Source organism: Mesorhizobium sp. CNPSo 4671, assembly GCF_057784245.1.
This window is the reverse complement of record NZ_JBWLUW010000013.1, coordinates 101,629-114,230: the sequence shown is the minus strand read 5'-3', so window position 1 is coordinate 114,230 and position 12,602 is coordinate 101,629. Positions and strand designations below refer to the sequence as shown.

Here is a 12,602-nt window from a genome sequence, read left to right as displayed (position 1 = left end):
ACGGGCGCTATCGGCGGACGCTGAAGCGAGCCGTCGACCTTCGCAGCATGCAGACGATCAGCTCTGACGAGTTGATAGCAGCGGGCCCCGACCGCTATCACGAGATCCGCAGGACCGCGACCCGCGCCCGCAACGAGAAGACGAATGTCTTCGTCTGCGAGAATTGCGGCTATGCCGTCTACGCTCCGCGCGAGCCGCGGACACGTCTGCCCTATTGGCGGCACCGTAAAGGTGCGCCCAGGGATTGCCCATGGTGGACAGGCGATCCCTCCTCCATCGATGAGGTCAATGCCAGCCAGTTTAAAGGAGCGCAGGAAAGCCCGCTCCATCTGAAAATCAAGAACACGATCGCGGAATTGTTAAACGCCGATCCGCTAACGGAACCGGGTTCAGTTGTGATCGACAAATACCTCGTCACGGCAGAGGGACGCCGCCGTCCCGACGTTCGCGCGGTATATGCAGAAAAGCCCATCGCCGTCGAAGTGCAGCTGGCGACGACGCAGATACCGATTATCGACGCGCGCGAGACATTCTACGAGCGCGAAGGCCGGCACCTAATCTGGCTGACATGGAATTTTGTGCCGGTGGATCGGTCCCGCATGCTCACGGCCTTTGAGGATATCTTCTACTCCCACAACAAGAACATCTTCTCGTTTGACGAGGAGGTTTTGGCCGTCTCAACGGCGGACGGCAGCGCGCGCGTACGGGCCTTCTGGGAAGGCGAGACCGGATGGGAGTCGAAGGTCATCCGTCTTACCGAATTGACGTGGCCGAAAACGGGCCTGCCGTTTGCCGTCGCGCAGCGTTCGCCCTGGCACGAAGATTTCCGGGCACGATGGCTGGATGCCACGTCCGAGAACGGCACGCGTTACCCGGACCGTATCCACCTGCTCAATGAATTGGCCGGCAAACTGAACATGGAGGCCGTCGATGGTGCCGCGTTGAGCGAGGCGGATTTCGAATCCCTCCTCAACTGCTTGCATTCGTTCGTCTTGAAACGGCCTATCGGTTCGAGGCAGCGCAACCTGACGGAGGTGATCAACACATTCTTGGCTGGCTCGCGACGGCACGGTTTTGCGAGGCTCATGCGAAAAGTTATCGTCTCTGCAGGTTCGGGAGAACTACTCGATCGGGCGAGCGTTCGGGAGAAGTTTGCCATTGCTGAGCAGGAGGTGCAGAACGGGCCGGAAACGGTCACAGGCCGCGTTGCATTGACGCTATTTCCCGAGCTCTTCCTGAAAAGCCCGGTCGCTCCGAAGAAATAGCGAGTCCGGTGCGATGGATGCGACGACGGCGGTAATCTTCAGGCGCACCGGTGAAGCGGCAAGAGCCTGGTCATGGCGGTGTCAGGAAGCTTGAAGTCTCCATGAACGGCCATCTCATTCGTCTAAGATTCGGTGACCACCTCGTCGATCACAGTTCGACTGCCGTTGCCCCGAACGCCTGCTTTCGGGCCCTGAGCGCCTGGCTCATTCGTCGGCAACCGTTCCAAGCTTCGGTAATATACTTGACGTTTTTTGTGGCTGAAGGCAATTTGGTGATGGCCTCCCGCACAGGCCAGTGTGCCCACCATGCAAAGCCTCGCAGTGCGCTGTCGCTGAGATTAAACCAACCATTCCCTCCTGGGACGGGTCTGTCAGCAGTGGGCACATGTTGGATCCGTTACCACGATAGGAATGGATCATGAGCAATAGCGATCAACTGAAGGAACTGAAAACCGCTGCGCGAAACATTGCCCGCGCCAGGCGAATAAAACACATAGGCGCGTTGGAATTGATTGCACAGGCATTGGGCTACCCGCATTGGAACGCCCTGACCAATGCAGAAAAGCACGGATGGCATCCGTCCGAGGCGGATCTGGCTATCGCTCGGGCGCTGGTGCTTGCTGAAAATCCGCTGATTTCCATAGAAACTGATCCCTGGAGCGCGCTCGGCCCTGACAAGTTCGAGGGCGAACTGCAGCGGCATAGCTATCGGGTGAGCACGCAGTCGGACGATGTCCGCATGTGGGGACGAGGTTGGGAGGTGACCTTACCCGAGGCTCCCTTAGCTCCTGCTCGTTTTCGAGTAACAGATCGCAGGCTCAAAGCGAACCCGATTGACGACACAAACTTCCGAAATGCCGCGCTCGAAATAGCTTCGGGTTGGCGCAAGCTGGTTCACGCGCGAATCGCCTCAGACTGGCCTCGTCGCTCGACTGTGCCGGACAGCGCCGGCCGTGCCGAGCACCCCCTAGGTCATGAGGTAAGCGACATCTGGTTTTGCTTGCATTGCGACCAGTCGTCTACCGGGGTTGAGGTTGCCGCGAACCTTTTTCACTGCCCGCGCTGCTTGGCATCGCCCCTTGACATTCACGCATCTCGTTGGTGGCAAGCTGATGTGGCGAAGTAAGCGCCGGGGCTAAAACTATCCTACTTTTCACAGTTCTTGCTGCGCCATGACTTCGCGCAGCAAGACTGTCGTGGCATATGCCTCTATCGGTGATACAACGCACAACCATCGGTAACCGATCAGGATTCGATCAACGCGAATCTCATAGGTCAAACCGTTCGGCTCACCGTCAAGGTAGGAACGAATCAAATCAGTTTGGCTGCTCCGGGCCGTCATGATCGAGTGCTCTGCCATTTTATGATCAACGAGCGCTTGCCGACCAGCCATCCGCATTTTCTGCAGCTGAAGCAGCCCGGCCGTCGTCATCTCGCGATGGTAGGAATACTTGTGTCCACGCTTAACCACCCGATCGAGGATTATGAGTTCCCCTGCGGGAGAGACATCGGGATGTGCTGTCACGGCGAGACTAACATCAGTCTTCTTACCGTCATACTCCAGCCAAGCGTGGGAAATCATTATGTCGTCGGTTCCGTCATTGACGTAACCGACGACCGGAATCGTAACAATTCCATACCTGTCTTTTAAAAATTCATGCAGAAAAAATACTGAGTGATAGCACATGCCTGTGACATGCCTCGGCTTGATGAATTTGTCGAACAAAGCTTGAGCAGCGGCGTTAACGATTCTCGCTTCATCAGGAAGACTATCGAGCCATTGTGAAATCGCGGCGGCCTTTTGCTTTGCTTCACCCATGTTCGTCCCGAATCCTCTCACCCGAACTGACATCGCAGCTACTGCCGCCAGCCTCGATCAATGTCAATTACAAGGTTCGAACGGGGCACCAGCGTGATGCCGGCCTGTCTAGTAAAGTGGTTGGGCGCTACCCGAGAACCCCTGTCATAGAGCACCCGTACGAGCTGCCTCGATTGGTAGGGGGCAAGCATGTCAGTGCGGACCACTGCAACTGTTACCGCTGCGGCCAGCGTTGATCCGATCTCGGGAGCTGGCTTACCCATCGCGCCCCGACCCTGGATATCGGCCTGCACGTCTCCGACGGTTCTCCTTGCAGCTGGAATTTTCACTGACGGATGGCACGAAAAAGACGGAAGAGGCCGTATGTACTCACTCCATTCTAGACATTGCTGCTTCTTAGTGTGGGCGGAATGTTGCTTTCCGGTGACAGACCAAGCTACGCTCTCTCTATTCGGCGGATTCGTCGATCTTTCGGGGGGAGGGCTGATTGGTTGAACTTCGTATGGCCGGCAGGAATTTACCGGCAGTCTTGAGGGATGTCGTCGACTACAGAAAATCAGGCTTGAGCTTGAATCACGTCGTAGGGTGCCCTCTCGACTGCGGCTATTGCGTGCGCCATCTATTCGACAATTATGACATGAAAAAACCACACCTGGTCATGTCGGACGACAGTGCCGTCGAAACCTTGGTGACCCACTGGGCCTTTCGAGCCAACACCACGCCGCTTCAGATCTTCAACAGAGCGACCGACCCCTTTCTGCCCGGCGTCAAAGACCACCTCTTCGCCTGCCTCGAAGCGTTGGATGCCAAGGGGCTGTCGAACCCAATGCTGGTAATCACGCGTTGGCATATCGTACCAGACGATGTCACCCGACTTGAACGTCTATCCAACCTGCGCGTTACCGTGCTGATCACTTGGTCCGGCATTGATGACCAGCGCATAGAACCCGTTGACAGCGCCATCGCAGAGCGATCATTGTCTACTCTTGCCAACCATAAAAGACGGACTAAGTCGGTACTCTATTGGAGACCGTTGATAGCGGGACTAAACGACACCGATCGGCATCTGCGCCGCGCAAGTGAGCTAGCCGAAATGGCAGATGCCACCGCCTTTACCGGCCTTTTCTATAGAGAGCAGATAAAGGCCCACTTTGAGGCCGCAGGCGTGCCCGAAATGTATGACACCATTGCACGCCGCAAGATCTTACCGCGAGAACTGGAGCTGAAAGTAATTGCCGCGTTCGGGATGCGGCCCTTGTTCCGAAAGACCTCCTGTGCAGTCGCGTTCGCCCACGGTATCGCGGACTATAATGGCCATTTCGGGATACGCGAAGTTTGCGACATTTGTCCGGCCCGACAATTGGCGATATGCGCGCGGCATCACGTGAGGCCAGATCCCGAAACTGTTGCAGCCCTTGCGGCCTCTGTCGGTTTGGACACCTCCGACGTCCGCATCAGCGAACGGAACATCGAAGTTCTCGGTAGCCAGGAGCAGCAGCGGTACTTTATGCAGCATGCACTGAATTATCAGGTCCATGATCGAGCGCAGCCGCATCACCACGGCAGACACGGCAGAGCGGAAGTCGGATGGGAATAGAGCACGAGACTTTTTTCGTAATGGATGTCGAAGGGAGCGGAACCACTCCACCTGAAATCGTTGAACTTGCCATCACGCCTATCAACGATCTCAAAATCGGAGCGCGGCGGTGGGAATGGCGCGTGCAACCGAATGGACCAATAGCAACCGCTGCAACGCGGATCCACGGCATTACCCAAGACGACGTTGCTGAGGCGCCTTCGATTGACGATATCGCCGGCGAGATAATGACTTGGACGGATGGACAGAGAATCATTGGCCACAACGTCCGAGTGGAGCTCGAAACCATTTCTAGAGCGATTCCCGGTTGGAAGCCTTCAATGGCAATCGACACGCTTCGGTTGGCGAAGGCCACTCGTCCAGGGATGGCATCCTATGGGCTCGAGAGTCTCAGTCAGGCTCTGAACATTTCGGAAGAAGCGGCGCGACTAACCGGAGGACGCCATCACTCAGCAGCCTTCGACACCGTGGTCACCGCGCTTCTGTTCATCGAACTCATCTCAAGCATGCCAGCCAACTCAAGAATGACGGCTTTGATGGACGCCGATATCCTCAACAATCGCCAAGGGGTGCTTCTGTGAAAAAGCCTCCCTTCATGATCGGAATCGCTGGAACACATTCAACCGGCAAATCTACCTTTGTCTCCAGCGTGGCCGAAAAATTTGAAGGTCGCGGTTTGAGCGTGGGCCAGATCGGTGATCTCGCCACCAAGGCACGCGATGCAGGCTTTCCTATCCTGACCGATCACACGTATGAAAGCACGTTGTGGATCATCGCCGAAGGCATGCGGCAGGAGGCGGAGGCGCTGCGTACGAGCGACATTGTTCTTGTCGATCGTCCGGTCCCGGATGCCCTGGGCTACCTCACGGCAGCTTTGGAGGTTTCATCCCGCACGATCAGTCGGGAACGACTTTCAGAATTGCAGACTGTGGTCGCTGCCCATGCCACACGGTACGATCTGCTAATCATCACTGAGTTGGATCACGCAATTCCGCTCGGTCCAGAGCGCGACACGAACGAGGCGTTCCGCGTAGCTGCAGGCGAGCATGTAGCGGCTGTGATCGACCAGGTCCGGCCCCAAGCCATTCGCATGACATCAAAGAATGCCGACGAAGTCGTGGCTGGTGCCGTCGAACAGGCTCTTGGCTATTTCAGCAAACGGGGTTCTTGATGTCCTTGTTGGAAGTTCGAACCGCCATAGACATGATGATCAATTCCGCCGCCAATGGTCGCGATATCAGCACAAAGGCTTTGATCGACGCTTTGCGAAAAGGTCATGCCGAGATCATCTCGGCCGCGCGGTCAGAACTCGAAACCATCGCGTTGATCAAGATTGTCAACGAAGTCGCCCGCCGGCGCGTCCGCGAGGTGCCAGGTCAGGGCGAGCTTTTTGCAGACTATTCCGGCATCTGGCAAACTATTGCTGTCAAAAGCCGCGGATCGGACGGCAAACTGCGCTACAACCGTAAGGCGATAAATGATGCTACGCCCGAGGAGGTTGAAGCCTGGCTGCAAGAACACACACAGACGCGCCGCAGTCAGCCAGAGAAATTTGTTGGTATGCGCCGCATGCTAGAGGATGCAAGGAAGGTTGATGGGGCCAACGGCGCCACCATTGGCAGCCTCCTGGCCGAGAAGCGCCGCCGAGAGCTGGCCGCGGAGTAGCTCACAACCTTAAGCTCTATGAGCCTTGCAGTGCATCACGATTGTAGGCCTCCTCGGCTAGCGTTGCGATCCCCATCCGAATGGTCTCAGTTTTCTCAGTTCCCATCCTTACAGTCCGCTAAATCATCCGGCACTCTCCCTCACGTGCCGGGCTTCTGTAAGTAGTGCAACATCGGAGGTTCTTCTGGATTTCGTGATTATACAAGTGCTATAGGCGCTTGCACTTTGCGAGTTCTTCGATATGGAAAAAGAATAAGCCAAATGGGGATGGGGAAGCGCTGGCATGGCGAGATCGACGGCCGTTAGGAAGATTGAACAGAAAGCTGGTCAAAAGCCGGATAGCAAGGCCGTTTTGGCTGGGAATCACTCGAAAGAGCTTTTCTTTGCCGTTGTCGGTCCGGTAGGGGCAGGTGCGTCCCAGGCTATCAAGGCACTGCAACGCGTCTGCAAGTCCGGGGACTATGAAGTTCACCTGATCAAGGCAAGCGACTTGATCCGAACCTGGGCAAATGAGAACGGCCTGGCCTTCCCCGGTGTCGGGACCAAGACCTTGGAAGTGGTTACCGAGTTGCAGAACTTCGGTGACTCGATGCGCGAGCATGACATGGCCGAAGTCGCCAAAACAGCAATGCGCGAAATCGCCCAGCGACGTGCCAATCGCACGGGTCAGACTTATGTCAAGGGGGAGAAGGTTATTCCCGACAGCGCCAAGCGCGTCTATCTTATCGATTCGATAAGGCACCCGGCCGAAATTCACCTGTTACGCAGAACGTACGGCAACGCATTCGGGCTGATCGGAGTTGTATGCGAGGAGGGCGTGCGTCGCGCACGAATTCTCGAGAAATACTTCCGCGGTCCGGAGAAAGGGCTGCCCGAAACACAGAACGCCGTCGACCGATTCATGGATCGTGACTCGGACGACTCCAGTCGCAAGCATGGCCAGCATGTGACCGAGGCGTTCTACGAGGCCGATTTCTTTATTGACAATACCCGTGACGACCCGAACGGCACCAAGAACCTGCTCGACACCGATTTGAGCAGGTTTGTTAGCATCATCTCGCATGACCGTGTGGAGCGGCCTACCATAGAAGAGACCGCGATGCACCATGCCCACTCCGCGCGCGTGCGCAGCGCCTGTCTATCCCGACAGGTGGGCGCGGCATTGGTCGACGCCGATGGAACTGTGGTTGCGACCGGAACGAACGAAGTGCCGGCAGCCGGAGGTGGTGTTTATGGTGAGCGCTTCGCGACGTCAAGCAGAGGCGTTGACGATCATCGTTGCGCGTTCCGCACCGAGGCGTACTGCAGCAGCAATCGTGAGCAAAACGACATCATCGACAACTTGATCGAGGTCATTCCGGAACTGAAACAGGTTTCGGACAAAATCGACCTGGCTGCGCGCATCCGGAAGACTCGGCTGGGGGGTCTTATAGAGTTCAGTCGTGCGGTCCATGCCGAAATGGATGCGCTGCTGTCGGCCGGGCGCGAAGGTGTCTCGACCGTCGGTACCCGCCTATTCGTCACGACATATCCGTGCCACTATTGCGCCAGACACATCGTCAGTGCCGGCGTGTACGAAGTTCAGTTCATCGAGCCATACCCCAAGAGCCTGGCCAGAAAGTTGCATAGCGATTCCATCGAAGTGACCCCGTCCGAGTGGGTACCGCCGGTCCCAAAGAGCATCGGTGCCGCGCGGGCACAGCTGCGTACCGCTTCGGACGTCGATAAGGACGACGTTAAGCTCAATGAGCCTAAGGTGCTTTTCAGACCGTTCGTAGGGGTAGCACCCCGGATGTACGTCCGTGCATTCGAGAAGACGTGGCAACTCAAGAATAAGACAAGCGGTGAATTTGAGATGCGGGCACCAGAATGGGGTAGCGAATGGACCACCTTGACGGTAGGCTATCCCGAACTCGAAGCAGCCTTGGCGAAATAGCGTGGCGAAACCGCAACTCACACTCGTCGAGAATACCGGAAGCTGGCATAGCAGCGTCGATGGTCGCGTTGTCGCGCAGACGCATGAGATCGCCACCCGTGGTACTGTGCAGAACTCACCACGCGCTGATCAGCTCGATTTGTTCGACGAGCTTGCTCTTCCCGATTTGCGCGTTTTCGTCGTTGCCATGGATACCGTGCACGGCCGGACGCTTCAAAAGGCAGTGCTGTCTAGCAAACCTAGGTCGGTGATCGATCTGCGATACGCAGCTCGTTTTGACCAATACGGATCTGACAGGGATACGTTGTTTGCCTATTTCAAGTCGGTCGGCTCTTACTATGCCTTGGACTCAATGCCTTGGCATGACCTTTCCATCCGCGACTTCATGACAGAAGGAGGTGTTCAAGTCCCCAGAGTTCATCATGAGCTGGTCGAGCTGGACAGAGGGGCAGTGATGCTCTTCGTTCCAAAGCCTCAGCACGCCAGCATGCTCATTGCGTACCTGAACCGGACGCTCTCGGCCAAAGCCAAGACCAGTTGGCGGATCGAGCAGATCGGCTGATTTTAGAGGGAGCCGCCGGTTCCCGACTCCGTACCTCGCCGTATCTTCTTAGCTTCTTTCCCTACCGAATCTCATAACGTGAGGTCAAACGCGGAAACAGCACCTACAAGAGCTTATTTGTACCCAACGGTACAACATTGTCGGGTAACGTCGGCATGCGTTCCCCGGTAAGTCGCGCAAATAGCTCGGGGGCCATGCCAAGATTGGCAAGCAGGTGGTAAAGGACAATCGGGTCACGGTTGGAAATCCAGCTGATGGCCGCGCGCAGCAGCTCTGGCTCCTCGATCGCAACCCGTTCGTCGTAGCGCTCCGCCTTAGCTTGCCCGGTCTTTACCAGTTGGATGTTGGCGGTGCGATATTGCGCAGCGTCGATTAGGCCCAGATCAAAAGCGCGCCGGGCGATGGCGCGTACCGAAACCTTCCAACGAAGCTTCATTGCAAAAAGTGCATTCCAATCGAGAGTCCGACGACTTCGAGGAAATTCACGCGCGAACGCGGTGCGGGGGATCAAAAATGCCCCGGCGAACCGATGCGCCTCCCCTTCAGTGACACTGTCGCCGGTCAGTATGCCTTGATGCATGATCAGGTGAGCGGCTTCATGTGCGAGGTCGAAGCGTAGGCGGGCGCCCGCAACTTTGGCCGTTGAGCGAACGATTATGGGCCGGCGCCGAGCCATAGACAACGCATCGATGCGCTCGGTGAGATCATCGAAGTGGACCACCACCGCACCAGCATTCTCCACGACACGCATCATACTTGTGATTGGACCATCGAGGCCCAGGCCCCAATGCTGTCGAGCATTCTCGGCAATGCGCTCTATCGCGTCTGGCGAAGCGGGACGCGGCTCTTCTGGAAAGTCGACCATCGGCATGCGTACCTGACCCTCGAGCGCGTCAACTAGCGCTTCCAGAGCTGTTCCTCGGGCCACAGCCTGCGCAGTCAGCGCTCGTGGGGCGCTCGCCAGCCGGCGGAAGTGGCAGTCTTCTTCACGGACGGGGTTTGTCGCCGGCGTTGCAAAGAAAGCAGGCGTCACCGCGAGTGCAGCTGCTAAAGCGTCACGCATCTCGTCGGTTGGTTCCTTGGCGCCTGTTTCAAGCTGATGAACAAACTGCCGGCTGGCCGCTACAAGCCCGCCTAGCTCATCGAGCGACAGCCCTGCGAGCAGTCGCGCCAATCGGAGCTTGTCGCCGTAAAAGAAACACGCCCGATCCTCCCGGACTGGGCCCGGCGGACTTCCTTTCATTGCCACGCTTACACCTCGTAGGAAGAGGAGGCGATATCGTTGCCATGCTCGTCCTCATCGTACCGGCGATCGCCGACAGACGGCGATGAAAGTTCAATACCCTCAGGCCGCGCTTCGTCCAGGAGAACGATCAAAGGCTCCGCTTCAGCAAGTGGCAAAGGCCACACGAGTTCGGCCTGGTCGTAGCGTAACGCGACGAAGCTTGCTCCAAGGAGCGCGCCATCCATGTCGGTCGTTACACCGATTCGAAACAGCATGCCGGCGGTCGGAATGCCTGGCTCCAGGTCAAGCAGCAGTTGCTCGAAGGGAGTGGCAATCGAAATCTTTGCGGTAGGCTCTGTAGGATCTCCGCGCCAGAAGCGCATTGGAATACCGCCGATGCTGAACTGGAAATGCTTGCCGGGATCAATGACCCTCAGCCATTCGAAACCCGGTGTGCCGGCAGCCTTTGCGATCTGAAAGCAGCCGTAGTTGTAGGCGCAGACTCCCAAGGTCCAATTGTCGTCTCCGATTGTGGGGTCGAAACGATCGACTGCACTGCCGCGGCCCAGGGCGAGCAGCTGTGCAACTTTAACCAGCCGTTCAACGGTCAACTCGGGGTGATAGTCCCAAGGCAGCATCTTCACACTCTCTTTCCGAATTGGGCATTTTTTAGAGTCTGTCAACCATAAGCGCTATTGTCAACCAATATGCGCCGAACGGTCGAGTTGGGCGTGGTGATCACAATTTTGAACCGCGGACATGGCCACCACTGCTGACGCTGCTATCGCTGCAGCCTTCCTCGTTCGCGTAGTGACAGAACTCTGTTCACTTGCTATGCGCTGAAATGTGCATATATTGTGCGTATGAGAGGTCGGAGTTTTGCCATGACCCACGCACAGATCGCACAATCGAAAGTGGTCTCAGGGTTTGTCGATAGCCTGCAGGAGCCGCGTACGCCTTATATCTCGCCGAAGCGCCTGTCACAGGCGCTTGGCGTGAAGGTGGCCAATCTGGCCCAGTTGACCGGCGTCCACCGCAACACGCTCCGCAACCCGTCATCGGAGCGCCTGCAGGGCCGGATGCGCGAAATGGTGAAAGTGATCTCGGCGGCAACGGAGCTCTCCGGCGACGTGGACAAGGCAATCTACTGGTATCGCAACGAGCCCATCGCGGACTATGGCCATCGCACGGCGGCCGAACTCGTCGCGGACGGCCAGGTCGAAGCAGTCCTGGCCTTCATCCGGGATCTCGAGAACGGGGCCCGCGGGTGAAGGTCACCCGCGTCGGGCCGGACGAGATCTTCCATCGCTATCTGACACCCAAATGGGCTTTCCTGCCCACCAGCGGTGCAGGCGCGGCGATCGACGGCGGTCGTTTCAACCGGCCAGGCGTCGAAGCACTCTATCTGTCCCGTTCGACGCAGACGGCTCTTGACGAATACAAGCAGGGCGCCAGCATCGTCCCGCCGGCAACGCTTGCCGCCTACAAGATCACGCTCGGCCAGGTGGCCGACCTTTCGCAGGGATTCGACCCGGACATCTGGGACGGCGCTTGGCAGGAATGGGATTGTGCCTGGCGCCAGGTCGCTCGCATTGACAAGAAGATCCCGCCATCGTGGAAGCTTGCGGACCTGATCATCACGGCCGGGCTTCGCGGCATCCTGTTCCCGTCGCTGCGTCACGCCGGCGGCACCAATCTGGTGATCTTTCCGGCCAATCTTGTCGACGGCGATCATGTCGCGGTTCACGATCCCGATGACCGGCTCCCGCACGACCAATCGTCCTGGTCCTGAGTCATTGACCGTCTCTGTGGTCGCAACGCGACAACGCCCGCTCACAACACCTGCTCAGACGATATCGTCCTCGCCCTCCCTATTAGCCAACCCGGCCGGAATATCCCCGGCCAGCAGCTTCTCCTTCGACAGCAGCCCTGCGTCCTCAAGCGCCTCGAAATCCGGCAACTGGCGCAGCGTGTCGAGCCCGAACTGCGACAGGAAATTCTTGGTCGTCACATAAGTGTAGGGCGCACCCGGCTGCGGCGAGCGCGGCCCCGACGCGATGAGCTCCTGCGCGCGCAGCACGCCGATCAGATCGCGCGACACCTCCTTGCCGAAGAAGGACGACAGTTCTGCTCGCGTGATCGGCTGGAAGTACGCGATGCACATAAGAACAAGCGCCTCCGACTGCGACAGTTCTTTTGACCCGTCGGCGCCCTGCTGGCCGAAGGCGGCGTGGATGACGTCGCCAAAGACCTTTTTGGTCCGGTGCTGCCAGCCGCCGGCGACGGACACCAGTTCGTACGGGCGGCCTGCGAGCTCTGCGCGGATGTCGTCGATGACCAAATCGAGATTGCAGCTTCTGCCGACGACGCGCGCCAGCACTTCCCGCGACACCGGTTCGCTGGCCGCAAAGATCACCGCCTCGACCCGGCCCATCCACTCGCGCCAGCGCAGTTCTGGCGGCAGGTGCTCAAGCTCTGTGTCCAGCAGGGCCGGCTGATCGTTTGGCTTGCGGCGGACGGAGGCTTGGCTCAT

The 12,602-nt window shown here is 57.8% G+C and carries 14 protein-coding genes; 10 read left to right on the top strand and 4 right to left on the bottom strand.

Annotated features, from left to right (window positions below; all coding sequences use genetic code 11):
• Nucleotides 1–47 precede the first annotated feature (47 nt).
• Both AC04SF_RS29910 and AC04SF_RS29905 read left to right on the top strand, forming a co-directional pair.
• Nucleotides 48–1,265, top strand: coding sequence for a DUF6035 family protein (locus AC04SF_RS29910; RefSeq protein ID WP_488480706.1), 1,218 nt, complete (start codon nucleotides 48–50; stop codon nucleotides 1,263–1,265).
• 418 nt (nucleotides 1,266–1,683) lie between these two features.
• Nucleotides 1,684–2,391 carry a hypothetical protein gene (locus tag AC04SF_RS29905; RefSeq protein ID WP_488480705.1) on the top strand — a complete coding sequence of 236 codons (708 nt, stop codon included), beginning with the start codon at nucleotides 1,684–1,686 and terminating at the stop codon, nucleotides 2,389–2,391.
• A 27-nt stretch (nucleotides 2,392–2,418) separates the two neighbouring features.
• Here the strand turns inward: AC04SF_RS29905 and AC04SF_RS29900 are convergent, their stop codons facing one another.
• A complete protein-coding gene (locus AC04SF_RS29900; protein ID WP_488480704.1) occupies nucleotides 2,419–3,084 on the bottom strand; it encodes a hypothetical protein in 666 nt (221 codons plus the stop codon).
• A 487-nt stretch (nucleotides 3,085–3,571) separates the two neighbouring features.
• On the opposite strand from AC04SF_RS29900, the gene AC04SF_RS29895 reads away from it, so the two are divergent.
• From AC04SF_RS29895 to AC04SF_RS29870, 6 genes are all read left to right on the top strand, one after another.
• Entirely contained in the window at nucleotides 3,572–4,681 is a 1,110-nt protein-coding gene (locus AC04SF_RS29895; protein ID WP_488480703.1) for a radical SAM protein, read from the top strand.
• 20 nt (nucleotides 4,682–4,701) lie between these two features.
• Nucleotides 4,702–5,262 carry a 3'-5' exonuclease gene (locus AC04SF_RS29890; protein ID WP_488480702.1) on the top strand — a complete coding sequence of 187 codons (561 nt, stop codon included), beginning with the start codon at nucleotides 4,702–4,704 and terminating at the stop codon, nucleotides 5,260–5,262.
• The gene (locus AC04SF_RS29885; protein ID WP_488480701.1) at nucleotides 5,259–5,852 is read left to right on the top strand and encodes an AAA family ATPase; all 594 of its coding nucleotides are present in this window, start codon (nucleotides 5,259–5,261) and stop codon (nucleotides 5,850–5,852) included. Before AC04SF_RS29890 ends, AC04SF_RS29885 begins: the two co-directional genes overlap by 4 nt.
• On the top strand, nucleotides 5,852–6,346 hold the full coding sequence (locus AC04SF_RS29880) for a hypothetical protein (RefSeq protein WP_488480700.1): 495 nt from the start codon (nucleotides 5,852–5,854) through the stop codon (nucleotides 6,344–6,346). Before AC04SF_RS29885 ends, AC04SF_RS29880 begins: the two co-directional genes overlap by 1 nt.
• 283 nt (nucleotides 6,347–6,629) lie before the next feature.
• Nucleotides 6,630–8,282 carry an anti-phage dCTP deaminase gene (locus tag AC04SF_RS29875; RefSeq protein ID WP_488480699.1) on the top strand — a complete coding sequence of 551 codons (1,653 nt, stop codon included), beginning with the start codon at nucleotides 6,630–6,632 and terminating at the stop codon, nucleotides 8,280–8,282.
• Nucleotide 8,283: 1 nt separating this feature from the next.
• Entirely contained in the window at nucleotides 8,284–8,844 is a 561-nt protein-coding gene (locus AC04SF_RS29870; RefSeq protein ID WP_488480698.1) for a hypothetical protein, read from the top strand.
• A 103-nt stretch (nucleotides 8,845–8,947) separates the two neighbouring features.
• Here AC04SF_RS29870 and AC04SF_RS29865 read toward each other — a convergent pair whose 3' ends face one another.
• Both AC04SF_RS29865 and AC04SF_RS29860 read right to left on the bottom strand, forming a co-directional pair.
• The gene (locus AC04SF_RS29865) at nucleotides 8,948–10,087 is read right to left on the bottom strand and encodes an ImmA/IrrE family metallo-endopeptidase (RefSeq protein WP_488480744.1); all 1,140 of its coding nucleotides are present in this window, start codon (nucleotides 10,085–10,087) and stop codon (nucleotides 8,948–8,950) included.
• A gap of 8 nt (nucleotides 10,088–10,095) precedes the next feature.
• Nucleotides 10,096–10,713, bottom strand: coding sequence for a hypothetical protein (locus AC04SF_RS29860; RefSeq protein WP_488480697.1), 618 nt, complete (start codon nucleotides 10,711–10,713; stop codon nucleotides 10,096–10,098).
• A gap of 240 nt (nucleotides 10,714–10,953) precedes the next feature.
• Between AC04SF_RS29860 and AC04SF_RS29855 the strand changes: the two genes are divergently transcribed.
• Together AC04SF_RS29855 and AC04SF_RS29850 are read left to right on the top strand one after the other, a co-directional pair.
• Entirely contained in the window at nucleotides 10,954–11,340 is a 387-nt protein-coding gene (locus tag AC04SF_RS29855) for a hypothetical protein (RefSeq protein ID WP_488480696.1), read from the top strand.
• Complete coding sequence (locus AC04SF_RS29850) at nucleotides 11,337–11,861, top strand: RES family NAD+ phosphorylase (RefSeq protein ID WP_488480695.1); 525 nt, start codon at nucleotides 11,337–11,339, stop codon at nucleotides 11,859–11,861. Before AC04SF_RS29855 ends, AC04SF_RS29850 begins: the two co-directional genes overlap by 4 nt.
• Nucleotides 11,862–11,915: 54 nt before the next feature.
• Here the strand turns inward: AC04SF_RS29850 and scpB are convergent, their stop codons facing one another.
• Nucleotides 11,916–12,602, bottom strand: coding sequence for an SMC-Scp complex subunit ScpB (gene scpB, locus AC04SF_RS29845; RefSeq protein ID WP_488480694.1), 687 nt, complete (start codon nucleotides 12,600–12,602; stop codon nucleotides 11,916–11,918).

Bases quoted from the DNA above. Each gene is read 5' to 3' on its own strand.
- AC04SF_RS29865 (WP_488480744.1), bottom strand. From the start codon at position 10,087: ATGAAAGGAAGTCCGCCGGGCCCAGTCCGGGAGGATCGGGCGTGTTTC.
- AC04SF_RS29875 (WP_488480699.1), top strand. From the start codon at position 6,630: ATGGCGAGATCGACGGCCGTTAGGAAGATTGAACAGAAAGCTGGTCAA.
- AC04SF_RS29855 (WP_488480696.1), top strand. From the start codon at position 10,954: ATGACCCACGCACAGATCGCACAATCGAAAGTGGTCTCAGGGTTTGTC.
- AC04SF_RS29910 (WP_488480706.1), top strand. From the start codon at position 48: ATGCAGACGATCAGCTCTGACGAGTTGATAGCAGCGGGCCCCGACCGC.
- AC04SF_RS29880 (WP_488480700.1), top strand. From the start codon at position 5,852: ATGTCCTTGTTGGAAGTTCGAACCGCCATAGACATGATGATCAATTCC.
- scpB (WP_488480694.1), bottom strand. From the start codon at position 12,602: ATGAGCCAAGCCTCCGTCCGCCGCAAGCCAAACGATCAGCCGGCCCTG.
- AC04SF_RS29890 (WP_488480702.1), top strand. From the start codon at position 4,702: ATGGATGTCGAAGGGAGCGGAACCACTCCACCTGAAATCGTTGAACTT.
- AC04SF_RS29900 (WP_488480704.1), bottom strand. From the start codon at position 3,084: ATGGGTGAAGCAAAGCAAAAGGCCGCCGCGATTTCACAATGGCTCGAT.
- AC04SF_RS29905 (WP_488480705.1), top strand. From the start codon at position 1,684: ATGAGCAATAGCGATCAACTGAAGGAACTGAAAACCGCTGCGCGAAAC.